This is a genomic window from Yoonia sp. I 8.24, assembly GCF_022096995.1.
GTDB lineage: Bacteria > Pseudomonadota > Alphaproteobacteria > Rhodobacterales > Rhodobacteraceae > Yoonia.
The window spans coordinates 490,164-511,777 of the sequence record NZ_JACXGQ010000003.1 but is presented as its reverse complement, the minus strand read 5'-3'; the positions used below and the strand labels follow the sequence as shown (position 1 = coordinate 511,777).

The following is a 21,614-nucleotide window of genomic DNA, read 5'->3' as shown; positions in this document are numbered from 1 at the left end:
TCTTGATCCACCTACCCCCGTTCTTTCCAGCGCACCATTTGTCGCATCACCCCATGCAGCATTTGCACATCTGCGCGGGTCAGCGGCATGCGTGACCATAGGTTGCGCAGGTTCAGCTTCATATTCGCGGCCTTATGTTCGGGAAAAAAGAAACCCGCTTCATCAAGCCGTTCTTCAAAATGCGCGCCCAGCTTTTCAATCTCGATCTGTTCGGCCCATCCGACCATTGCAGAGACAGTGACATCCGGCACAGGCGCGGCTTCACGGCGCCACTCATAACCTGTCAACAAAACACATTGCGCAAGGTTCAGTGACGCAAATTCTGGGTTCACAGGCACCGAAATAATTGCATTCGCCCGCGCGATATCATCGTTTTCCATACCTGCACGTTCTGGGCCAAACATCACCGCAACTTTGCCACCCGCCGCGATCCGGGCGCGCGCATCTCTCATTGCAGCTTCTGGCGTAAAAACGGGTTTAGTCAGATCACGCGGACGTGCCGTTGTCGCATAGACAAAATCGCAATCGCCAATAGCAGTAGGTGTGTCGTCAAAAAGCTGCGCTTCATCCAGTAAACGCCCGGCCCCGCTCGCCATCACGACCGCCTTTTGGTTCGGCCAGCCATCGCGCGGGTCAACGATCCGCATCCGGTCAAGCCCAAAATTCCACATCGCCCGCGCAGCCGCGCCAATGTTTTCGCCCATTTGCGGACGGATCAGGACAAAAGCAGGCTGTTGGTCAGGGCTAAGCATAGGTCTTCCTTTGATATCGGTTGGCGTGATACGCTGGGTCACAACACAACGCAAGGAAACCCGATGGCCTACGATGATGGACACGCAGAATTGCTGCGCGAGGACCTTGCGGATGAGCCAGGAATTTCTGAGAAAAAGATGTTCGGCGGGCTGTGTTTTCTGAAATTTGGCCACATGGTTTGCGGCGTCCATAAAGGCGGCGGGATGGCCCGCGTCGGCAAGACAGCCGAGGCGCAAGCGCTTGAAATAGATGGCATCACGCCGCTTTCTTTCACGGGCCGCAAGATGGGCGGTATGGTTGATGTGTCCGAGGATGTCTTCGCCGATGATGCCCGCCGCACCAAGATTGTTGGCATGGCGCTCGATTATGCGCGCAGCCTGCCCCCGAAACCATAGCCAATCCTGCATTTCCCCGCTAGAACGCCTTGAACCACGCCTTATTTCGGAAATTCCCCATGTCAGACGCCCCTGAGCAGCCGCAAATTTACTTGATCACACCGTCAGAATTTGATCTGTCGACCTATCCCGATCAGCTGGCCGCTTGTTTGGACAGCGCCGAAGTTGCCTGTGTGCGCTTGGCTTTGGGCACGACAGATGAAGCCCGTATCGCCAAAGCCGCCGACGCATTGCGCGATGTCACCCATGCGCGTGACGTAGCACTGGTGATCGATAGCCATATTATGATGGTTAAGCGGTTAGGCTTGGACGGTGTGCATCTGACGGACGCGGCGAAATCCGTGATCAAAACACGCAAAGAACTCGGCGAAGACGCCATTGTCGGCACATTTTGCGGAACCTCGAGCCACGAAGGCATGAGCGCCGGCGAAATGGGCGCAGATTACGTCAGTTTTGGCCCCATTGGGCAATCACCGCTGGGTGCAGGCGAACAGGCAGGGCTTGACCTGTTTGAATGGTGGTCGATGATGATCGAAGTCCCTGTGGTTGCTGAAGGCGCACTGGATGCCGATCTGATCCGTGCTTTTGCGCCGCACAGCGATTTCTTTGGCATTGGCGATGAGATTTGGCGCAGCGACGATCCCGCCAAGGCGCTCGCCGCATTACGGGTTGCGATGACTGTTTAAGCCCGCACGCACAGTTTCCTCGAGCGATTTGGCAAGTTCTTTGCGGCACGCAAACGCGGCCATTTGAACAGGCGGATGGTAGATCACCGTCACGCCGCCTTGCCGCTTTGCAGCCAATGTCGTCAGTAAATGCGGTCCAAAATCCATATCGCCCCACCAGCCGTAAAATCGCGGGTCCGCCCCATCCGGAGCATGGTAGATCACGGTAACGGGCTGGATCGCCAGTTCAGCGCGTAGGTCGCTATCAAAGAACGCCGCAAAAAGCGTTGATTTAAAAGGCAATACTTGCAACCCATCCGTTGATGTCCCTTCAGGGAAGAACAATAAACGATGCCCGACGGCCAACCGTTCTTTGAACATCGCGATTTGGTCGTGTGCTGCACCGCGCGCGCGTCTAATAAACAATGTGCCCGTCGCCCGCGCCAGCCAGCCGATGCCGGGCCAACCTGCGACCTCTGACTTTGCGACAAAATAGATCCGTTTACGCGCGTTGAGCGCAAAAATATCAAGCCACGAGGCGTGATTAGCAACAACGGCACCGCCGCCCATCATTGGTTTCCCAATTGTCGTGAACTTGAGCCCAAGAAGAAAAAGCGCACCGCGACAAACCCACTGCGTGATGTGCGGTGTCACAGGCCGTGCCACCCCGCAGAAAAGACGTTCAAATAGGCGGATAAAGAGCAAAAACAAAAGCCCGCCAAACACCAATAGCACCAATGGCACCGCCCGAAACAAGACCCGCAACCACCCGGCCCAGCCAAGCGGCCCGATGGTTGGGGTATCGCCCGAGGTCCATGTTTTAGCCATTTTGACCGCCACGCACATAGATATCGCGTTGTAATTGCGATACGGCATCTGCCGCCAAAACCATACAAATATCCGTTGTATTAAAGAGCTTATCGACAAAGGCCCCATCGCCCACAGTGCCACCCAACCGCAGATAGGCTTTGATCAGCGCGGGCGTGTCCCGCATGGCGCTGACCCGGTCGATTTGCTCGGCAGGCAGACGATTCATATCGGCGGCGTTCGGGCCTTTGGCTGTAACACGCAGGGTTTCCGGGGCTAAATGCCGATGGTAAAGCAGGCTTAGCGGCGCCGCGAGCTTATCGACATCCGTGCCATGAAACGATGCGGCCCCAAACAGCACGTCAATTTCGGCGCGCGCCACATAGTCGGCCAATGCCCCCCATAGATGCATCATCGCAGCCCCGCCCCGGTAATCGGGGTGCAAACAGGATCGGCCCAATTCAAGCAGTCGCTTGCCGCTTTGACGCAGGACAGTGAGGTCAAATTCGTCTTCGCAATAGAATTGTCCGGCCTGGTCGGCCTGCGCTTGGGTCAACAGACGGTATACGCCCACGGTTTGATCAGCTTTGGGTCGTGACAGATCGCGCAGCAAAAGGTGATCCGCAAACTCATCAAAACGATCACATTCAAGCTGTGCTGCATGATCCACCAAGTCACCCGCCCCGCCAAGTTCACGAATAAACACAGCATAGCGTAGTTTTTGCGCCGCACGCAGGTCATCGGGCGATTGCGCGTGTAAAATCTGAAACTGTGGGGAATGTATCGGCATGAATACTTGTAAGCGCCTTTGGCTTTCGCGCACAGTTTCTACTGCGCCGTTAACGTTTTGACAACCATTGAAGGGCTACCTCTACACAAAGAAGGTTAACTACTGATCCACAATGGCCAAAGCGAGACGCGTTCCATCGATAACGACTTTACCCTGTTCGCGAAAGTTTACCGTGATTTTGCCGCCAATGTTTGACTGCACTTGCCCGGTGCCCCAATCTGGTTGGGCAGGGTTCCGGACAAGCATGCCGGGTTCTAAAATGGCGTTAATGCCGATCATATTTCATTCCTCAAAGGAGAGACCACGCCATGCACCCTGATTTGGCCGCACTTGTTGGCTCGCGCATTTGTCATGACCTTATTAGCCCAATTGGCGCGATCGGCAATGGGATTGAATTATTGGAACTTACCAGCGGGGATACGGCCCCTGAAATGGCCCTGATTAACGACAGTGTGCATAACGCGAATGCGCGGATTCGATTGTTTCGGATCGCCTTTGGGGCCGTTGGGGAAGATCAGCGGGTCAGTAGCACGGAGGTGCAAGACATTCTTAACGCCGTCGCCCGTGGCGGGCGGCATCAATTTCATTGGAATATCAGTGGCGACCAGCCCCGACATGTCGTGCGTTTGGCGCTTTTGGTTTTACTTTGCTTTGAAACGGCACTGCCCATGGGCGGTGAAATCACTGCAACGTGCACGGGAGACGAATGGCTATTTGACGCCCATGCAAAACGCGTGACAATTGATGCGGATTTATGGGCGTGTTTCGGCGCTGAGGTCAGCAACCATCGCTACACGGCGGCGCAGGTGCAGTTTGCATTGCTGCCCCCCGCCTTGGCAGCGGCCGCGCGTAGCCTGACATTTGAAGCAAGCGAGACACGCCTGACCGCGCGATTTTAGCTGCGGATGGCGCCGTCCCCAGTCACCAGATATTTGAAGCTGGTCAATTGCACTGCGCCCACGGGCCCCCGCGCGTGCAGCTTGCCTGTCGCAATCCCAATTTCAGCGCCCATGCCAAATTCACCACCATCGGCAAATTGTGTCGAAGCATTGCGCATCAAAATCGCACTGTCGAGATCTCTGAAAAACTGGTCGGCAACTTTGTCATCTTCGGCGATAATCGCGTCGGTGTGATTGGATCCAAACTCACGAATATGCGCCACCGCGCCCTCAATCCCGTCAACGGGTTTGGCGGCGATGATCATATCTAAGAATTCATGCCCAAAATCATCCGCTTGCGCGGGCACTGTGCCGGCTGTTTCGGCCAGCGCGCCAGCGGCACGCACCTCTACGCCCGCGGCTAACAGATCACGCGTGAGAATATCGCCATGTTGATCCAGAAACGCTTGATCCACCAACAGACATTCCGCCGATCCGCAAATCCCTGTGCGACGCGTTTTTGCGTTCACCAAAACGGCGCGCGCTTTGTCCAGATCCGCGCTTGCATCCACGTAAATATGACAAATCCCTTCAAGATGCGCAAAGACGGGCACACGTGCGTCGCGTTGCACCAATCCGACCAAACCTTTGCCTCCGCGCGGCACGATAACGTCAATATAATCCGTGGCTTGCAGCATCGCAGATACCGCAGCGCGATCGCGTGTCGGGATCAATTGAATGGCGGCTTCGGGCAGACCGGCAGCGCGCAAGCCCGCAACGAGACAGGCATGGATCGCTTGGCTCGAATGAAACCCTTCAGAGCCACCGCGCAAAATCACCGTATTGCCGGATTTAAGGCATAGCGCACCCGCATCGGCCGTCACATTCGGGCGGCTTTCATAAATCACCCCGATCACGCCAATTGGCGTGCGCACGCGCTTGATATTCAGGCCAGTGGGCTGTGTCCATTCTTCTGTAACCGCGCCGATTGGGTCATCTTGCGCAGCAACGGCGCGCAAACCGTTCACGATGCCCATGATCCGGTCTTCGTCCAACATAAGCCGGTCCATCATCGCAGGCGACAGACCCTTTTCAGCGCCAAACGCCATGTCTTTTTTGTTCGCCGCAATAATATCTGCGCGATTGTCCCAAACGGCATCTGCTGCGGTGGTCAACGCCAGCGCTTTGGCTGCGGCCGGTGCTGTCGCCAATTGGGTCGCTGCCGCGCGCGCGCCTTGACCGATTTGTGTCATCATCGCTGCAATTTCAGTCGCATCATTCATTTTGCTGGCCTCTCAAAGCACCATATCATCGCGGTGTACTAATGCAGCGCGGCCTTCATAGCCCAACACTGCGGTCATTTCGTCGGACCTGCGTCCCATAATCAAACGTGTTTCAGCCGCCGTATAACGGGTCAGCCCCTGCCCAAGCTGGGTGCCATGTGCATCCATGATTGCAATGACATCGCCCCGGCCAAACTGACCAGTGACACCACAAATTCCGGCAGGAAGCAGGCTTTTACCGCAGATCAGCGCGGATTTCGCCCCAGCATCAATCGTCACCGATCCTGATGGCTTCATTGATGCTATCCAGCGTTTACGTGCGGCTTGCGGGTCTGTCTGCGCGGCGAACCATGTGGTGCGCGCACCAGATTCCAATGCGGCCAACGGGCTGTTTTCAGTGCCAAGTGCGATCGCCATCGCACAGCCCGCCTCTGTCGCCATGCGGGCGGCCATGATTTTTGTGATCATCCCACCTTTGGACAGGCCAGACCCAACATCGCCAGCCATCGCCTCGATTTTTGGTGTTATTTTGTCAACTATATCAATATGTTTTGCGTCCCTGCTGACGCGTGGATTGGCAGTATAAAGCCCATCAACATCCGACAAAAGGATCAATTGATCTGCACCAATTGTCACCGCGACCTGCGCTGCAAGCCGATCATTATCGCCGTAACGAATTTCATCCGTCGCGATGGTGTCATTCTCATTCACGATGGGTGTCACACCCAATGACAGCATAGTTTCCATCGTGGCACGACTGTTCAAATAGCGGCGGCGATCATGCGAATCTTCAAGTGTAACAAGCACTTGACCGGCGATAATCATGTGCTCTGCGAGCGCTTGTTCGTAAGCGCGCGCCAGACGGATTTGGCCAACCGCCGCTGCCGCCTGCGATTGTTCAAGTGGAAGCGCGGTTTGCGGTAGACCCAGCACACCGCGTCCGAGAGCAATGGATCCTGACGACACGAGGACAACATCAGTCCCACGCGCACGGATGCGCGCGACGTCTGCAGCCAATGACGTGAGCCACGATTGGCGCAATGACCCCGTGTCCGCATCAACGAGCAGGGCCGACCCAATCTTTACAACTAGTCTTTTAGCGTCGGTTAAGGCTGCCACGGTGCATCCTCCACCGCTTCCTCCGCAGCTTTACGGTGACGCAGGCGATTGTCGTCAATCTCTGCCCGCAATGCCCGCAGCACATCAGGGATGCCTTCTTGACTAACGCCAGACATCATCAGCACGGGGCCCTGTGCAACCGCCGCAATTTCGTCGCGTAAGAACACGCGTTCTTCTTCATCAAGCGCGTCGATTTTGTTCAAGACGGTAATCCGGGGCTTTGCCGCCATCTCTCCGCCATAGGCTTCGAGTTCGCCAATGATCGTGGTCAGATCGCCCGCAGGATCGCCAGAGGTGCCATCAATCAGGTGCAGCAAAACCGCACAGCGTTCAACGTGGCTCAGGAATGTATCGCCAAGGCCGCGCCCCTCAGACGCGCCAGCAATCAGCCCCGGAATATCCGCGACAACAAATTCGACCTCATCAATACCAACAACACCAAGGTTGGGGATCAACGTGGTAAACGGGTAATCTGCGACTTTGGGTCGGGCATTGGACGTCGCCGCTAGAAATGTGGATTTGCCAGCGTTCGGCATGCCCAAAAGACCCACATCCGCAATAAGCTTGAGCCGCAACCAAATCGTGCGTTCTATGCATTCTTGGCCGGGGTTAGACCGACGCGGTGCTTGGTTCGTGGCAGATTTGAAATGCAAGTTACCCCAGCCGCCATTGCCGCCCTTAGCGATCACAATCCGTTGGCCGACTTCGGTCAGATCGGCAATGACAGTTTCTTCGTCTTCGTCGATAATCTCTGTGCCAACCGGAACACGAAGGATTTTGTCCTCACCATCTTTGCCCGTACGCTGGCTACCCATTCCGTGCTGGCCGTTGCCCGCAAAGAAGTGCTGCTGATAGCGAAAATCGATCAATGTATTCAGGCCATCAACGACTTCAACAATGACATCGCCGCCACAGCCACCGTCGCCACCATCGGGGCCGCCATATTCGATGAACTTTTCGCGCCGAAAAGAAATACAGCCGCCGCCACCGGCACCTGACCGAATATAGACCTTGGCGAGATCAAGAAATTTCATGAGTTTTTGCTTTCCGCGCTATTCAGATGTGGCGATAGTCTATTGCGCGCGCCACCTCAAGACGCGCGCCACGCTATGCGCCCGTTTTCAGCGTGTAAGTCCAAGTTGGCACAGTTGCGTTGCGCGCAACGGAAAATGCCTCTGCATCGCCCAAATAATCAAACCCACAATTGGTCAAGACCCGCGCTGATCCGGGGTTGTCCTGAAATGCTTCGGCGAAAATGGTTTCCGATTGATGCGGGTTGGCCGTGATCAGCGCACGTACGGCCTCGGAGGCCAGCCCGGTGTTCCAAAAGGCCGGCGCAATCCAATAGAAGATTTCAGATTGATTGCGATCCATTCGTTCAAGACTGATCAGGCCCAAGGCCTCGGCATGGCCCTGCGCAGATCCGTCAATGACCCAGATATCTTCGGTCCGGTCAGCGGCGCCTGCCCGGTCGATCATTGCTTCGATCGTACCGGGGGGCAGCGGATGCGGAATGCTGCGTGTGCCACGCGCGACGCGTTCGTCATCGGCATACATCGCGATCAATCCGGCATCAGATTTACGACAAGGGCGCAGCACGAAACGCGCGGCGGTTATTGTCTCTTGAACTGTAATCTCTTCGTGAATCACTGTTTTCCCTCCTCGAAAACACGACCATCTCCAGCACGTCTAAATTGATATAGTGGCAAGAGTATGAACGAAAAAGGGGACCGGCTCTCGCCGATCCCCTAAAATTTGATACCTGAGGTAATCGGCTTATTCAGCGGCCTCCGCCACGGGAAGAACCGAAATAAAGGTACGGCCCTTCAGGCCTTTGTGGAACTGTACGTTGCCTTCGACGGTTGCAAAGATTGTGTGATCTTTGCCCATGCCAACGCCCATGCCCGGCCACATCTTTGTGCCGCGCTGACGCATGATGATGTTGCCAGGAATGACAACTTCGCCACCGAATTTTTTCACGCCAAGGCGACGACCAGCTGAGTCGCGCCCGTTACGGGATGAACCGCCTGCTTTTTTATGTGCCATTGGTGTCTCTCCTTAGCCTTTTGCCAGCTCAACCGCTTGCGCGATCCAGCCTTCACGTTCGATGCGGCCTTTGAAGGACAGTTTTTCGTCCATCGCCGCTACATCTTCGGGTGTCCATGCTGCGATCTGTGCGAATGTTGTCACATCAGCCGCGTGCAATTTTTTCTCAAGTGCGGGGCCAACACCGGACAATTGTTTCAAATCGTCAGAACCGGCTGCCGCTGGGGCTGCCTTAGGTGCCGCAGCTTTCTTTGGGGCCGCTTTTTTTGCAGCAGGTGCAGCAGCAACGGGGGCCGCGCCGTTTACAGCAGCTTTAACACCAGATGCGTCTGCGCCTTTTTCAAGGATATCGCCGATGCGCACCAATGTCAGTTGCTGACGGTGGCCTTTTTTACGTGCCGAAGAGTGCTTACGACGACGTTTAACGAAATTGATTGTCTTTGGACCTTTGATTTGGTCGATGACTTCGGCTTGAACGCCAGCATCTGCAACCAAAGGCGCGCCAACAGTGGCGCCAACCATCAGAATCTCGTTGAATTGAACTGTTTCGCCAGCAGCAGCTGCCAGCTTTTCTACGCGGAGCACGTCGCCAGAAGCGACTTTGTACTGCTTGCCGCCGGTTTTCAAAACCGCAAACATATGATCTTCCTTCGTTTTTCGCGTCTCTGAGGCCCCGGATTGATCCGGCGTTAGTGGCTAAAGCCGCCTGTAAACAGCGCGCCCAATGGGCGTAATTTTACTTATGCCCGCACAAAACACTTGTACGGATGGCGGCTTATCTGACCAATACCCTTATAAGTCAACCCATAGAACGGGCGAAAACACGATGAAACGCACTCTGATCGTCCTTACCATTCTGTGCGGTTGTAGCACAGAGGCAAATCACATTGGCAATCCGCTGCTGCTTCCGTTTTCAGCAGTCAGCACGGGGATCAGCAATGCCACCTATAATCAGCGCCGGGGTCAGGTTGAAGTCTATGTGAAATCCAACCACACAGCAATCATGGCGGATATCACAAATGGCGGCGGTGATCACATTGCGCAGGCAATGGACATCGCAAGCATCCCGACCGAGGACCGCCCTGCCCGGCTGATCCAACTGCGCAGCGATCAAGCGCTTTATCAGACCAGCCCCGAAGCGTTGATCACGGCGTTGATGGTCTACTCATAATCCGTTCAGAATCGTGCCCCAACAAAGTTGCCGCCCAGAAATCAGGTTTGCACCCAACTTCCAAAGTTCTCAGCCAAGCAGCGAAAGTCCGCACTGAGCCCGAAGTGTCTCTAGGTAACTTCCGTAGCAATCGCTATCGCCAACCAAATTGGATACGCAACAAATGCTGCCAAGCATAGCTTCTTTGACCCCACATAATACTCAGCAGAAATGACAATAAGAGAGCAAAGCGCCCAGATGACTGTGATGACAAAAGGAAACTCGAAGCTACCGAACAAGCCTAGAAAACCTGCCGTGGAGATCAAAATGCCTGAAAATGAGATGAATCTCACGCTATTCCTCCAGAATGGATGCCTTGGATTTTCTTCCGTGCCATAAATCCAGATCGCCAAGAACGTCACGACAAGTTCAAGTATTTCTACCATTAGCGGCGTCCTCGGTTTAATGGAGCGAACTTCAATTTTTAGCGTGAAATTGAGGTGGGAATGGGGCGAAGCCAAGATCAGCTTCGTCCGCATAGCAGACGTCTAAGATTTTAGTGAGTTCGCGGTGATAGTGAGACCGATCGGGTGACAACAATCATCACCCCCCCAAAAAAACCTAAAAATTCGCGTAGGCGGAATCGCGTTGGGCGACGAGGTCCCAGAAGGCTTTGGATTTCGCGATGTCTGCCGCCATATCCGCAGGAATGCCGCGTGCGATCATTCGCTGGTATAGTGTTTCGGGGTAGCCCGGCGTCACAGATGGGACGCTGACCATCGGGTTGATATCTGCGGCACGCGCGCGGGCTTCTACGGGGCAATCTTTGGTCGGGTTACCGTTGGCGGACAGGCCATCCGCCTCAAGCTTGGAAACGGCAGCATAGTAAATCGCACATTCGCTCATCACGAGCGCCTGCTGACGCGGATCGTCAAGCGGCAGATTGTCTTCGACCACAATCGGTGGGGTTTGATCGCAAGCAGCCAAAAAACCACATGTAAGAACGACAAATTTAATGGGTGACATGGTCAATTCCTTCGATATTCAGTTGCAGCGCAGCATAAACCCAATTGTGCGAATGCCAAGACTGCACGCGTTAGAAAACCCACCTAACCCGCGAAAACCACGGGAATTTCTCTTGCGCGGCGGATACGGTCCTATTAGCTGACGCCGTCAAGGTGAGGTGCCGGAGTGGTCGAACGGGGCGTTCTCGAAAACCGTTGTGGGTACAAACCCACCCAGAGTTCGAATCCCCGTCTCTTCACCGCGACCGCGATTGCTATTTTCGGCTAGCCGCGGCCATATTTAGGCAGTCCACTGTGAACGCTATTCCCTGCCCGCGCCGAGGCGACGACCAAAGGATTTCGCAAATCTCCGATAATAAATTCTTCGGCTGGAACCGTCAGATACTTATGAGGCTTTAGGTCGACGCCACGCACCTAAAAACCTTTGTTTTTGAGGCGCTTCACCATGTGCCCACCCATGAAGCCGCCTGCCTCGAGAGCCTATGCCATCTTTATCTAAAATATTTTCAATATCGACAAGGTAGAGGCAGGATCGTCCATTCTGCGGGACTGTGCTCCAGACGGTTTCCGTTTCACATGTCACTAAGTATAGCGCCCCGTCACGCTCATAGAATGAAGTTGGGTCGATAATCTTGAATCTTTTGGGAAAATCGAAATCAAAAGCATAGTAATCGACCCGTATTTCAGGCTGATAGACAAAAAGAAACGGACGGTGAACGATACTTTCTTTGGTGCTCCCGCGCCATTCGTTGGTGTGCCCAATTCCCACAATTTTGTTACCAATTTGAAGCGCATTTGTCCCGCCACGAAACTGAGAATACCCATCACCCGAGGTTGGCGTTGTGACAGCGTGTTCAGCGACAATATCAAGCAAAAGAAACCCATCATGCGGAGAAACAAACCGCGCCTTGAGAACGCGAAAAGGCGCGTATTCATGCACAAAATATAGTTCCTCATCGCGTACGAAGGGGGCCCAATTTTTGCCGGGGTTCACCCCCTTTGGTGGGATCAAAACGATCCATTTGTCTGTATTTGAAACGTAAATCCGATTAATATAGCCGTGATCAGGGCTAAAGACTTGTGAACAAATACAAGCGCTTCCGTGCCAAAAGAATGGCCGAGGATCTTCGCCGCTTCCAATGGTGGTGGTGTCGCCTTGGATGATCACCGAACGAATACGCGGCGGTTGTTCGTTTGCATCAATGAGCCGCGCGAATTGCGTTATCGCGTCCAAAGTCGGGTCGTAAGCCTGACATGTGAATACGTGATTGTCGAAACCTTTGGCTGCGCTCCCGGTGATTTCGAACGCGCGCAGCACACTGTCAAAGGTAAGGTCCATTTCATCGACTCTACGATAGCTTCAACTGCATAGTCATTTAGCCCATACAATATCGCGCAAAACGTGTGAGCTTGCCCCTATCTATAAACGACGAACGACAAAATAAAAGGGCCTAGTGAAATTCACTAAGCCCTTGAATTCTTTGGCTCCGACGGTAGGGGTCGAACCTACGACCAATTGATTAACAGTCAACTGCTCTACCACTGAGCTACGTCGGAACATCTGCGGGCCGTATAGCAATGCGTATTCCCGGCGTCCAGAGGCTTTGTGCGTTTTTTTTACATTCCTGTCACGGCCTCTTCAGCCGCGTCATTTATCTGAAATTTTGCGTCAAATCCGAGGTTTGGAGCCGTCAAAACGACATGCCGCTGACAGAGATCAATGAGATGTGCGAAGACATTTCGTTGTGCGGCGGGCAGTAGCCCCGGCGCAAGATCGCTGTAGATCGATTCTGTCAGTGCCGGAACCGTGAGCAGGCCCTGCCCTAGCGCGGAGAGAATTTGCGCTTCTCGGTCCTTGCGGTGAGCCATGAGCCACGCGAGCCGTTCTTCCGGTTGGGTCACTGCCGCTCCGTGGCCCGGAAAATATCGCACTGCAGGGATATCTTGCAGCTTGCGACATGACTGCATGAATGCTGTCAAATCCCCATCAGGTGGAGAGATCAGCGATGTCGACCAGCCCATGATATGATCACCCGTGAATAGGTCACCGCCCCATGCAAAGCAAAGGTGGTTCGCCATATGGCCCGGCGTGTGGATTGCTGTGATCTCGCCCCATGGGCCGTTGATCTTGGCACCGTCATCCAGACAGACATCGGGTTGGTATCTGTGGTCCACCCCTTCCCCGCCGTGCTTCATCCCTTCGGCAAGTAGCGCGATCATGATATCGCTGCGCCCGGCCTCACTATCGCCGAACCCTGCGACCGGCGCCCCCGTTTTTTGGGTCAGCGCCGTGCAAAGCCCAGAGTGATCTATATGGCTGTGCGTAACCAAGATGTGTGCGACCCTGCGGCCATCCAACGCCCGTAATAACGCGTTCAGATGTGCCGGATCATCGGGGCCGGGATCAATCACAACGACGTCGTTTTCGCCCAGAATATATGTATTTGTGCCCCAATAGGTCATCGGCGTAGCATTGGGCGCGAGTACCCGTTGCAGACCCGGTCGCAGCTGTTCGGCGACGCCAACAGGCGGCAGTTTTTCGCGATCCGTCATATTCTGCGCTTTCCGTTTAAGGTTGAGAACAGTACCCTTGCCCCATGTTTTTCCGTTGGCTCAAAACCTATATGCCGCGCGGCATCTATGCGCGCGCTGCCCTGATCTTGATTTTGCCAGTTTTGCTGCTGCAATTATTGATTTCCGTCGTCTTCATTCAACGCCACTTTGAAGGCGTAACACAGTTGATGACAAGCGCTGAAATCATCGATCTCGGCTATATGATCGACAGTGTGAATGCCGCGCCCGATATAGATGCGGCGCGCGAAGTCGCTGACAGAATTGGTACGGCCCTGCAAATTACCCCCGTGTTTTCGGCCGATGACATCCCCGCAACGGATCAAATACCCCTTGTTGATCTCACCGGAAGTTCGGTCATCGCGACACTGCGGAACCGGATTGATCCGATTTTGGCGGTATCACTGGCAGATCGGCGCGTCGTGGTCACATGGATTGAAACGCGGCACGGGCCGTTGCGCTTTGAATTTAGCAGGCGGCGGGTGTCTGCCTCAAACCCGCACCAACTGCTGGTCATTATGGTTGTGATGGGCGCATTTATGACGGCGATTGCCTTTATCTTTCTGCGCAACCAGCTCCGCCCGATCAAACGCATGGCCGAAGCCGCGACAGATTATGGGCGCGGACGGATCACCAATTTCACCCCAACTGGCGCGGTCGAAGTCCGCGCGGCAGGAATGGCGTTTTTGGATATGCGTAACCGGCTTGAGCGCCAAATCCAAAGCCGGACCTTGATGCTTTCGGGGGTCAGCCATGATTTGCGGACCCCCCTAACCCGGATGCGGCTAGGATTATCGTTCTTAGACGAAGAAGAAGCCGCACCGCTGATTGAAGATGTCGACGAGATGCAGCGCCTATTGGACGCATTTTTGGACTTTGCGCGCAGTGATGCAAGTGACGAAATTGCGCCCACGGCACCTGGTGACCTCGTCCGCGGTGTGCTTGCCAGTCACAAACGCATGGGCGATGCGCTTACGCTTGATCGCATTGAAGGTGGCGATATCCCCGTTCCGCTGCGCCCGACCGCAATCCGGCGCGCCTTGGATAATCTTGTGGGCAACGCCCTGCGCTATGGCGATCGCGCACAAATCGGCGTGAGCGTCACAGATCGCGCAGTCCGGTTTTGGGTCGCTGATGATGGCCCCGGCATTCCGCCTGAACAATATGACAACGCGATGAGCCCCTTTGTCCGGCTGGACCCTGCCCGCAATCAAGACAAAGGTAGCGGCGTTGGTTTGGGCCTCTCGATTGTTGCTGATATTGCACGCACCCATGGCGGTGTCCTGCGGCTAAGCCGTTGTGAAAACCTTGGCGGATTAAAGGCCGAATTGGTTATCGGACGGTAGCGGGGTATGGGGCCGCTTCCACGGCCCCCAAAGTCAGGTAAACCGCAGATCCAACGTCCAAAACTGATGCGTGTTCTCGCGCGGGCGGATCGGCGTGAAACGTTCTGGCGTGTGCTGTCCGGGCACGAAACGCACACGGCGGCGGCCTTCGGCCTCGAGCTCATTCACGGGACGGGTTTCATGCGCCCGCCCACCTTGGTGCGCGACGTGATAGGTCAGCCCGCCAACAGAGCGCCCAATCGTTTTATCATAAAGATCAAACACAAGCGGTGCATGGGCCGGAATAGTCGGATGCAGCGATGACCATGGTTGCCAACTGCGGAACCGTATCCCCGTCCCCCGCAGGTCAGCGCCATATTCACGCAGCGGAATTTCAACCTGATTGCAGGTCAAAATATAGCGATCGGACCAAGCGCCCGCGACAGTAATCTCAACCCGCTCAAGCGAGCTATCGACATAGCGCGACGTCCCGCCGGCACTGCTTTCTTCGCCCAAGACCAGCCAAGGCTCAATAGCATTGCGTAGGCTGAGCGTCAGCCCTTCGACCTCGGTGGTGCCAACTTCGGGGAAGCGGAATTCGAATTGAGCATCATACCAATCAGGGCGGAACTCGAACCCATGGGTTTGCGTCAGATCGGCAAGCACCTCTTGGAAATCATCCCACACATGATGTGGCAGCAGATGTTTATCATGCAGATCACTGTCCCAATCAATCAGGGGTTCTGTATAAGGTGTGTCCCAGAACCACGCCAAAAGCGCGCGGATGATCAGCCCCTGCGCCATCGACATTTGCCAATGCGGCGGCATTTCGAACCCGCGGAACTCCACCAGCCCCAATCGACCCGTTGGGCTATCGGGCGAGAACATTTTGTCGATGCAGATTTCAGCACGGTGGGTGTTGCCCGTCAGATCGGTTAGCAGATGCCGCAAAATTCGGTCCGACAACCACGGAAACCCCTGCCCGCTGTCTTGCATCCGTTGCAATTCAGCCAGCGCGATTTCCATCTCATACACATTGCCGGAACGCCCTTCGTCAAAGCGCGGCGCCTGCGATGTGGGGCCAATAAATGTGCCCGAAAACAGATAAGAGAGTGACGGGTGGCGCTGCCAATAGCGCACCACCGATGCGGCAAGATCAGGACGCCGTAAAAACGGGCTATCGCCCGGTGTCTGCCCGCCCACAACGATGTGATTGCCACCGCCAGATCCGGTCAAGCGGCCATCAACCATAAAGGTAAAACTGTCCAATTCGCATTGGCGCGCTTCTTCATACAGCGCTTCGGTGATGTCGCGCAGCCCGTTCCAATTGCTGGCCGGGTGAATGTTAATCTCGATCACGCCGGGGTCTGGGGTGACGCGAATGACGTTGATCGACGGATCACGCGGCGGCTCGTAACCTTCGATCCGCACGGTCAGACCCATGTCTTTGGCGGTTTCTTCGGCGGCTTCCACCAGATCAAGATATTCATCAGCCGATCCAGTCGGCGGCATAAAGACGTGCAGAATGCCATCGCGCACTTCGACGGTCAGTGCAGTGCGGATGGGCATGCCTTCTTCCCAAAACACCTGCCCGCCCGCGATCCAATCGTCAGAACTACCAACATCGCGCAGCCAGTGATTTGCGTCATAGTCTTGGGCTGGTCCGGTCGCACCGCCAGATGCGGCCTGCATCACCTGACGGGCGGGCGTTGGTGGACGCCGCGTCATCGGATCACGGACAAAGGGTTTATCGACGCGTTTGCGTTTCCCTTTTTTATCGCGTTCATTTTTGCGTAATGTCGCCAGCGGCAAACGCAGGCCCGCGGGGCTATCGCCCGGGGTCAGAAACAACTTTCCGCGTCGCGTCGACCACCGTTCAGACGCCCATTTAAAACGGCGCTGCGAAGATGCTTTGGCCTGCGCAAGCTGCAAGGGGATCGCAAAGCTAGAGGGCGCATCCAATCCATTATTCATCATCCGAATAAGCCGTGCACGTTCTTGTGGGTCTGACAGTTCGCTATCTTCAGCTGTTACGTTTTCAGGCAACAGCGCCTCTGTCCCCATGAAGTGTAGCGGGTCTTCGTAGATTTCATGGACGTATTCATCGTCGAACCCGAGATTCTCTGCGAGCTTTGCCGCAAAATCACTGGCGGTCTCTGTTGTCGCGGTGCCTGTGCCCTCTTTCGCGATCAGATCAACATCAGACCAAAGTGGTAGCCCATCACCGCGCCAAATGATCGAATAGGCCCAGCGTGGTAAGGCTTCGCCGGGATACCACTTGCCCTGCCCGTGGTGCAAAACCCCGTGCGGTGCAAAACGTTCGTGTAGGCGGCGCAAGAGTTCATCTGCGTGTTGCTGTTTGGTCGGGCCAACGGCATCGGTTGTCCATTCGGCCCCGTCACGATCATTGGCTGATATAAACGTCGGCTCGCCGCCCATGGTTAGCCGCATATCTTGCGCGTTTAGCTTTGTCTCAATAGTTTGGCCGGCTTTGTCGATTTCCGACCATTGATCAGGCGACAAAGGTCGCGTTACGCGCGGCGGTTCCGCAATCCGCTGGACAGACATATCAAACCCAAATGTCACCTCGGCCTGATCATGCGCGCCAGATATCGCGGCAGCCGAACTGGGCTCTGGGGTGCAAGCAAGTGGAATATGCCCTTCGCCCGCAAACAGGCCAGAGGTCGGATCCATCCCGACCCAACCAGCACCGGGCAGATAGATCTCTGCCCAGGCATGGAGATCGGTGAAATCTTCGGTAGGCCCTGACGGGCCAGAAATTGGCTTTTGATCCGCCGTGAGCTGGATCAGATAGCCTGACACAAACCGGGCCGCATAGCCAAGACGACGAAACAAGGCGACCAAAAGCCACGCGCTATCGCGGCACGACCCAAGCGCCTTTTTGATCGTTTCCGTCGGCGACTGCACGCCCGGCTCCATCCGGATGGTATAGGCAATCGCATCGGCCACATATTGATTGACCGCGACGAGCCAATTGTTTGTTTCGCCGGTTTGCGGCGGGGCATTGGCGACGAACGCTTCAAAAGCATCACCGCGCGCGATCTTTTTGAGATAAGGGCGCAAATCCCGAATGAGCGCTTTGTCATATAAAAATGGAACCTCATCGGCGCTGGCATCAAGGAAGAAGTCAAATGGGTTAATCGCCACCATATCGGCAACCAGATCAACGGTGACTGAAAGTTCGCGCGTGGGTTCGGGAAACACCAATCGCGCTTGCCAGTTCGAAAACGCATCTTGCTGCCAATTCACAAAATGCGATTTTGGCTCAACCGTCAGACTATAGCTGACGATGGGTGTACGGGCATGCGGGGTGGGTCTGAGCCGAACAATATGCGGTGCGAGGTTAATCAACCGATCATAAGTGTAGGTTGTTTTGTGTGAAAGTGCCACTTTTATAGACATAGGCGAACTATTTCCTCGATAACGGCCGCAATGGGCTTGGTTTCGATTATTAGATGCTATTTCCTGAACGATGAAAACAGTTAGGGGTGTTTCAGCGCCACAACAAAGGTCGAATGCACAAAAAAACGTCAGGAAGTAGTATGTATAACGAGATGTTTCGCGGATCGGGCCTGCGTGACGAATACGCAGTGATAGATGCGTGGTTAAAAAAACACGGGCCAACGGCGTTGCTTGACCGCCAAGCCGAAGCCGAAGAGCTTTTTCGCCGCATCGGCATTACCTTTGCCGTCTACACCGAAGGCACCGATCCTGACCGACTGATCCCATTTGATATGGTGCCGCGCGTTTTCAACGAAAAGGAATGGTCAATTGTCGAAAGCGGATCAATCCAACGCGCCAAAGCGCTGAACTGTTTTATTGCGGATGTATACGGTGACAGAAACATTGTCCGCGAAGGCATCATCCCCGAGGCGATGATCCTGAACAACCCGGCCTATCTTAGCCAGATGAATGGCTACCGCCCGCCAAATGATATTTGGTCGCATATCATCGGCGTTGATATTGTCCGCACCGAAGAAGATACATTTTATGTGCTTGAAGATAATTGCCGCACCCCTTCCGGCGTTTCTTATGTCCTGCAAAACCGCGAAGTCATGCATCGCATGTTCCCTGATCTGTTTGAGGGTGGCCGCGTGCGCCCCGTGGATGGCTATGGCGAACTTTTGGCGGCCGCGATGCAAGATTGCGCGCCAGCCAATTGTCCCGGCCGGCCAACGCTCGCGCTATTGACGCCCGGACAATATAATTCGGCCTATTACGAACACTACTTTCTTGCCGATCTGATGGGAATTGAATTGGTGGAAGGGTCGGATTTGTTTGTCGATGACGATGTCGTCTATATGCGCACAACAAACGGTCCCGAACGTGTGGATGTGCTTTACCGCCGGATTGACGATGATTTTATGGACCCCGAAGTGTTTTTTGAAGGCAGCACATTAGGCGTACCTGGGATCATTCGTGCGATGAAGGCGGGCAATCTCACTATGGTGAACGCCCCCGGCACTGGCATTGCCGATGATAAATCTGTCTACACCTATGTCCCCGAGATGATCCGATTTTATTTAGGTGAAGAGCCAATCATCGAAAACGTCCCGACCTATTGTTGCGAACGCCCGGATGAGTTGGCCTATGTGCTGGAAAACCTACCGGAGCTTGTCGTGAAAGAAGTTCACGGTTCGGGCGGCTACGGGATGCTCGTCGGGCCGACAGCTACGCATGAAGAGGTCGAAGAATTTCGTGCAAAGCTGGTCGCGAACCCAACCAATTATATTGCGCAACCAACGTTGGCGCTATCCACTTCGCCCATATTGACCCCAGACGGCATGTCGCCGCGCCATGTCGATCTGCGGCCATTTGTGATTTCGGGCAATCAAACCTCGCTTATACCAAGCGGGTTGACCCGCGTTGCCCTACAAGAGGGATCGCTGGTGGTGAATTCAAGCCAAGGCGGCGGCGTTAAAGACACATGGGTTTTATCAGATCGGACATCACATGCTTAGTCGGACCGCAGAAGGGCTTTTTTGGATGTCGCGCTATGTAGAGCGCATGGATAACACCGCGCGTCTGCTTGATGCAGGACGCAGGCTGGATGCATTGCCGCGTCAAGATGGAGCGGGATCGAGCGAATGGACCTCGATCGTGATCGCCTCGGGCTGTTCTGAACGCTTTCCAGGCAGGCCTGAAACCGCGACATCGACAACGGTACGCGAACATCTTGTGCGCGATGAAACCAACCCATCGTCGATTGTTTCGTGCATTCTCGCTGCCCGACACAATGCAAAGGCTGTGCGTCCCTCGCTGACGTCAGAAGTGTGGGAAGCCATCAACCAAACGCAATCAGAATTGAAACAACACCTGCACAATGAATTTGATCGCAAAAATCTCAATGCGTTTTTGGATTGGGTTCAAGGGCGTGCTTCGCTGATTGTGGGCGCGATCCTTGGTACGATGCTGCGGGATGATCGCTATGGGTTTGTACAGATTGGCAAATGGTTTGAACGGGCGGATGCGACCGCCCGCCTGCTAGATGTCAAATACCACGTTCTGTTGCCCAAAGTTGCCGATGTGGGTGGTGGTTTCGACTATTTACAATGGCTGCAGATATTGCGCGCTGCAAACTCTGCCACTGCATTCCGTCATGTCTATGGGCGCAGTCCGGACGCGGAAGGTGTTGTGGATCTCTTGGTTTTGAACGCACACAGCCCCCGATCATTGCGTACGGCACTCGACCAACTGGACGTTGAAATGAGCGCGCTGACGAAAGGGAATGCTGGTTTACAACAAGCACTGCTCGGCCAAATAAAGGCGCAAAGTCGGGCAATTACGCAACTTTCGCTTGAAGATATCTTTACCCGCGGATTGCACGAATGGCTTACGGGTTTTATATTTGAAACCAACAGCTTGGCTGGAATGACTGCGGATGCTTTTGGATTTGGAGCACCTCCCGTCGCGGAGGCTTCATAAAAAGTTTTCCATTTCGGCGTATGTTTGCGCCGATCAACTTGCGACGCTTGCCCAGATGCCTCATAGAACGGCTCTGGAAGTTTTGCTACTGGAGCACACGATGACCTATTGCGTCGCAATAAAACTTGATGCCGGGATGGTTTTTCTGTCGGACACGCGCACAAACGCGGGTCTCGATAATATTGCTAAGTTCAAAAAGATGTTCACTTGGGAAGTTCCAGGTGACCGTTGCATCACGTTGATGACGGCAGGCAACCTTGCGGTGACGCAGGCGGTGATCTCTCTATTGCAAGAAAATATCGACCATCCCGAAAACGGGTTGGAAACCATTCTTTCAGCGCCTTCGATGTTTCGGATCGCTGAACTTGTTGGCGACGCGATGCAGGTTGTACAAACCCGCTATGGACCGGGCATGACCCAAACGGGCGAAAGCACCATGAGCTCGATCCTTGTCGGCGGTCAGCGTGCTGGCGGTGCCCCGCGTCTGTTCCATGTCTATACGGCCGGCAATTTCATCGAGGCGACGCCAGAAACCCCCTATTTCCAGATCGGTGAGCATAAATACGGAAAACCTATTTTGGACCGTATCGTCACTCCGGAAACGCCGCTTGATGTCAGCGTTACCGCTGCCCTGTTGTCGATGGATTCGACATTGCGGTCGAACCTGTCGGTTGGCATGCCTTTGGATCTTTCGGTGCTTGAGACAGATAAGCTGCAATTTTCGCAAAATCGCCGCATTGAAGAGCATGACCCAGAGTTCCAACGCCTTTCCGTCGGCTGGTCCGCAGCGCTACGCAAAGCGTTTGACGAAATGCTGCATTTGAACGTTGATACCGGCCAAAGCCAAAATCAGTCTTAGGT

Annotated in this window: 23 protein-coding genes and 2 tRNA genes; 9 read left to right on the top strand and 16 right to left on the bottom strand. The window is 54.7% G+C overall.

Annotated elements, in window-relative coordinates:
* Positions 1-11: 11 nt before the first annotated feature.
* Positions 12-752: an RNA methyltransferase gene (locus tag Yoon_RS08275; protein WP_238111671.1), complete on the bottom strand. Its 741-nt coding sequence runs from the start codon at positions 750-752 to the stop codon at positions 12-14.
* A gap of 63 nt (positions 753-815) precedes the next feature.
* Between Yoon_RS08275 and Yoon_RS08270 the strand changes: the two genes are divergently transcribed.
* Both Yoon_RS08270 and Yoon_RS08265 read left to right on the top strand, forming a co-directional pair.
* The gene (locus Yoon_RS08270) at positions 816-1,148 is read left to right on the top strand and encodes a TfoX/Sxy family protein (RefSeq protein WP_238111670.1); all 333 of its coding nucleotides are present in this window, start codon (positions 816-818) and stop codon (positions 1,146-1,148) included.
* Between the two features lie 59 nt (positions 1,149-1,207).
* Positions 1,208-1,834, top strand: coding sequence for a thiamine phosphate synthase (locus Yoon_RS08265; protein ID WP_238111669.1), 627 nt, complete (start codon positions 1,208-1,210; stop codon positions 1,832-1,834).
* Here Yoon_RS08265 and Yoon_RS08260 read toward each other — a convergent pair.
* From Yoon_RS08260 to Yoon_RS08250, 3 genes are all read right to left on the bottom strand, one after another.
* A complete protein-coding gene (locus tag Yoon_RS08260) occupies positions 1,811-2,641 on the bottom strand; it encodes a 1-acyl-sn-glycerol-3-phosphate acyltransferase (protein WP_238111668.1) in 831 nt (276 codons plus the stop codon). The genes Yoon_RS08265 and Yoon_RS08260 overlap by 24 nt on opposite strands.
* Entirely contained in the window at positions 2,634-3,410 is a 777-nt protein-coding gene (locus tag Yoon_RS08255) for a GNAT family N-acetyltransferase (RefSeq protein WP_238111667.1), read from the bottom strand. Before Yoon_RS08255 ends, Yoon_RS08260 begins: the two co-directional genes overlap by 8 nt.
* 99 nt (positions 3,411-3,509) lie before the next feature.
* Positions 3,510-3,689, bottom strand: a complete 180-nt coding sequence (locus Yoon_RS08250; protein WP_238111665.1) for a DUF3553 domain-containing protein — start codon at positions 3,687-3,689, stop codon at positions 3,510-3,512.
* A gap of 29 nt (positions 3,690-3,718) precedes the next feature.
* Between Yoon_RS08250 and Yoon_RS08245 the strand changes: the two genes are divergently transcribed.
* Positions 3,719-4,309 (top strand): histidine phosphotransferase family protein, encoded by a 591-nt coding sequence (locus Yoon_RS08245; protein ID WP_238111663.1) that lies wholly within the window; start codon positions 3,719-3,721, stop codon positions 4,307-4,309.
* Here Yoon_RS08245 and Yoon_RS08240 read toward each other — a convergent pair.
* From Yoon_RS08240 to Yoon_RS08215, 6 genes are all read right to left on the bottom strand, one after another.
* On the bottom strand, positions 4,306-5,571 hold the full coding sequence (locus Yoon_RS08240; protein ID WP_238111661.1) for a glutamate-5-semialdehyde dehydrogenase: 1,266 nt from the start codon (positions 5,569-5,571) through the stop codon (positions 4,306-4,308). The two genes, Yoon_RS08245 and Yoon_RS08240, sit on opposite strands and share 4 nt — an antisense overlap.
* A gap of 12 nt (positions 5,572-5,583) precedes the next feature.
* Positions 5,584-6,690: a glutamate 5-kinase gene (gene proB / locus Yoon_RS08235; protein ID WP_238111660.1), complete on the bottom strand. Its 1,107-nt coding sequence runs from the start codon at positions 6,688-6,690 to the stop codon at positions 5,584-5,586.
* Positions 6,678-7,724, bottom strand: a complete 1,047-nt coding sequence (gene obgE / locus Yoon_RS08230; RefSeq protein WP_238111659.1) for a GTPase ObgE — start codon at positions 7,722-7,724, stop codon at positions 6,678-6,680. The genes proB and obgE overlap by 13 nt, the downstream gene beginning before the upstream one ends.
* A 73-nt stretch (positions 7,725-7,797) precedes the next feature.
* On the bottom strand, positions 7,798-8,340 hold the full coding sequence (locus Yoon_RS08225) for a GNAT family N-acetyltransferase (protein WP_238111658.1): 543 nt from the start codon (positions 8,338-8,340) through the stop codon (positions 7,798-7,800).
* Positions 8,341-8,466: 126 nt separating this feature from the next.
* Positions 8,467-8,736, bottom strand: a complete 270-nt coding sequence (gene rpmA, locus Yoon_RS08220; protein WP_090197892.1) for a 50S ribosomal protein L27 — start codon at positions 8,734-8,736, stop codon at positions 8,467-8,469.
* Positions 8,737-8,748: 12 nt separating this feature from the next.
* Positions 8,749-9,375, bottom strand: a complete 627-nt coding sequence (locus Yoon_RS08215; RefSeq protein WP_238111657.1) for a 50S ribosomal protein L21 — start codon at positions 9,373-9,375, stop codon at positions 8,749-8,751.
* 187 nt (positions 9,376-9,562) lie between these two features.
* Between Yoon_RS08215 and Yoon_RS08210 the strand changes: the two genes are divergently transcribed.
* Positions 9,563-9,907 carry a hypothetical protein gene (locus tag Yoon_RS08210; protein ID WP_238111656.1) on the top strand — a complete coding sequence of 115 codons (345 nt, stop codon included), beginning with the start codon at positions 9,563-9,565 and terminating at the stop codon, positions 9,905-9,907.
* 110 nt (positions 9,908-10,017) lie between these two features.
* Here the strand turns inward: Yoon_RS08210 and Yoon_RS08205 are convergent, their stop codons facing one another.
* Positions 10,018-10,332 (bottom strand): hypothetical protein, encoded by a 315-nt coding sequence (locus Yoon_RS08205; RefSeq protein WP_238111655.1) that lies wholly within the window; start codon positions 10,330-10,332, stop codon positions 10,018-10,020.
* 175 nt (positions 10,333-10,507) lie between these two features.
* Entirely contained in the window at positions 10,508-10,912 is a 405-nt protein-coding gene (locus Yoon_RS08200) for a hypothetical protein (protein WP_238111654.1), read from the bottom strand.
* A 151-nt stretch (positions 10,913-11,063) separates the two neighbouring features.
* Here Yoon_RS08200 and Yoon_RS08195 point away from each other — a divergent pair.
* Positions 11,064-11,153 (top strand) — tRNA-Ser (locus tag Yoon_RS08195).
* A gap of 143 nt (positions 11,154-11,296) precedes the next feature.
* On the opposite strand, the gene Yoon_RS08190 is transcribed toward Yoon_RS08195, so the two are convergent.
* From Yoon_RS08190 to Yoon_RS08180, 3 genes are all read right to left on the bottom strand, one after another.
* Complete coding sequence (locus Yoon_RS08190; protein WP_238111652.1) at positions 11,297-12,250, bottom strand: hypothetical protein; 954 nt, start codon at positions 12,248-12,250, stop codon at positions 11,297-11,299.
* Between the two features lie 143 nt (positions 12,251-12,393).
* Positions 12,394-12,468: transfer RNA gene (locus Yoon_RS08185), tRNA-Asn, on the bottom strand.
* Positions 12,469-12,528: 60 nt separating this feature from the next.
* Positions 12,529-13,464, bottom strand: a complete 936-nt coding sequence (locus Yoon_RS08180) for an MBL fold metallo-hydrolase (RefSeq protein ID WP_238111650.1) — start codon at positions 13,462-13,464, stop codon at positions 12,529-12,531.
* A gap of 44 nt (positions 13,465-13,508) precedes the next feature.
* Here Yoon_RS08180 and Yoon_RS08175 point away from each other — a divergent pair, with 44 nt between their 5' ends.
* Entirely contained in the window at positions 13,509-14,828 is a 1,320-nt protein-coding gene (locus Yoon_RS08175) for an ATP-binding protein (RefSeq protein ID WP_238111648.1), read from the top strand.
* Between the two features lie 33 nt (positions 14,829-14,861).
* Here the strand turns inward: Yoon_RS08175 and Yoon_RS08170 are convergent, their stop codons facing one another.
* Positions 14,862-18,230, bottom strand: coding sequence for a DUF2126 domain-containing protein (locus Yoon_RS08170; protein ID WP_238111646.1), 3,369 nt, complete (start codon positions 18,228-18,230; stop codon positions 14,862-14,864).
* Positions 18,231-18,370: 140 nt separating this feature from the next.
* On the opposite strand from Yoon_RS08170, the gene Yoon_RS08165 reads away from it, so the two are divergent.
* The 3 genes from Yoon_RS08165 to Yoon_RS08155 all read left to right on the top strand — a co-directional run bounded on the left by Yoon_RS08165 (position 18,371) and on the right by Yoon_RS08155 (position 21,612).
* Positions 18,371-19,789, top strand: coding sequence for a circularly permuted type 2 ATP-grasp protein (locus Yoon_RS08165; protein WP_238111645.1), 1,419 nt, complete (start codon positions 18,371-18,373; stop codon positions 19,787-19,789).
* 25 nt (positions 19,790-19,814) lie between these two features.
* Positions 19,815-20,753 carry an alpha-E domain-containing protein gene (locus Yoon_RS08160; protein WP_238111644.1) on the top strand — a complete coding sequence of 313 codons (939 nt, stop codon included), beginning with the start codon at positions 19,815-19,817 and terminating at the stop codon, positions 20,751-20,753.
* A 100-nt stretch (positions 20,754-20,853) separates the two neighbouring features.
* Positions 20,854-21,612: a proteasome-type protease gene (locus tag Yoon_RS08155; protein ID WP_238111643.1), complete on the top strand. Its 759-nt coding sequence runs from the start codon at positions 20,854-20,856 to the stop codon at positions 21,610-21,612.
* Positions 21,613-21,614: the final 2 nt, after the last annotated feature.

Coding starts and splice junctions, on each gene's coding strand:
- Yoon_RS08275 (WP_238111671.1), bottom strand. CDS start 752: ATGCTTAGCCCTGACCAACAGCCTGCTTTTGTCCTGATCCGTCCGCAA.
- Yoon_RS08270 (WP_238111670.1), top strand. CDS start 816: ATGGCCTACGATGATGGACACGCAGAATTGCTGCGCGAGGACCTTGCG.
- Yoon_RS08265 (WP_238111669.1), top strand. CDS start 1,208: ATGTCAGACGCCCCTGAGCAGCCGCAAATTTACTTGATCACACCGTCA.
- Yoon_RS08260 (WP_238111668.1), bottom strand. CDS start 2,641: ATGGCTAAAACATGGACCTCGGGCGATACCCCAACCATCGGGCCGCTT.
- Yoon_RS08255 (WP_238111667.1), bottom strand. CDS start 3,410: ATGCCGATACATTCCCCACAGTTTCAGATTTTACACGCGCAATCGCCC.
- Yoon_RS08250 (WP_238111665.1), bottom strand. CDS start 3,689: ATGATCGGCATTAACGCCATTTTAGAACCCGGCATGCTTGTCCGGAAC.
- Yoon_RS08245 (WP_238111663.1), top strand. CDS start 3,719: ATGCACCCTGATTTGGCCGCACTTGTTGGCTCGCGCATTTGTCATGAC.
- Yoon_RS08240 (WP_238111661.1), bottom strand. CDS start 5,571: ATGAATGATGCGACTGAAATTGCAGCGATGATGACACAAATCGGTCAA.
- obgE (WP_238111659.1), bottom strand. CDS start 7,724: ATGAAATTTCTTGATCTCGCCAAGGTCTATATTCGGTCAGGTGCCGGT.
- rpmA (WP_090197892.1), bottom strand. CDS start 8,736: ATGGCACATAAAAAAGCAGGCGGTTCATCCCGTAACGGGCGCGACTCA.
- Yoon_RS08215 (WP_238111657.1), bottom strand. CDS start 9,375: ATGTTTGCGGTTTTGAAAACCGGCGGCAAGCAGTACAAAGTCGCTTCT.
- Yoon_RS08210 (WP_238111656.1), top strand. CDS start 9,563: ATGAAACGCACTCTGATCGTCCTTACCATTCTGTGCGGTTGTAGCACA.
- Yoon_RS08205 (WP_238111655.1), bottom strand. CDS start 10,332: ATGGTAGAAATACTTGAACTTGTCGTGACGTTCTTGGCGATCTGGATT.
- Yoon_RS08200 (WP_238111654.1), bottom strand. CDS start 10,912: ATGTCACCCATTAAATTTGTCGTTCTTACATGTGGTTTTTTGGCTGCT.
- Yoon_RS08190 (WP_238111652.1), bottom strand. CDS start 12,250: ATGGACCTTACCTTTGACAGTGTGCTGCGCGCGTTCGAAATCACCGGG.
- Yoon_RS08180 (WP_238111650.1), bottom strand. CDS start 13,464: ATGACGGATCGCGAAAAACTGCCGCCTGTTGGCGTCGCCGAACAGCTG.
- Yoon_RS08175 (WP_238111648.1), top strand. CDS start 13,509: ATGTTTTTCCGTTGGCTCAAAACCTATATGCCGCGCGGCATCTATGCG.
- Yoon_RS08170 (WP_238111646.1), bottom strand. CDS start 18,230: ATGTCTATAAAAGTGGCACTTTCACACAAAACAACCTACACTTATGAT.
- Yoon_RS08165 (WP_238111645.1), top strand. CDS start 18,371: ATGTATAACGAGATGTTTCGCGGATCGGGCCTGCGTGACGAATACGCA.
- Yoon_RS08160 (WP_238111644.1), top strand. CDS start 19,815: ATGTCGCGCTATGTAGAGCGCATGGATAACACCGCGCGTCTGCTTGAT.
- Yoon_RS08155 (WP_238111643.1), top strand. CDS start 20,854: ATGACCTATTGCGTCGCAATAAAACTTGATGCCGGGATGGTTTTTCTG.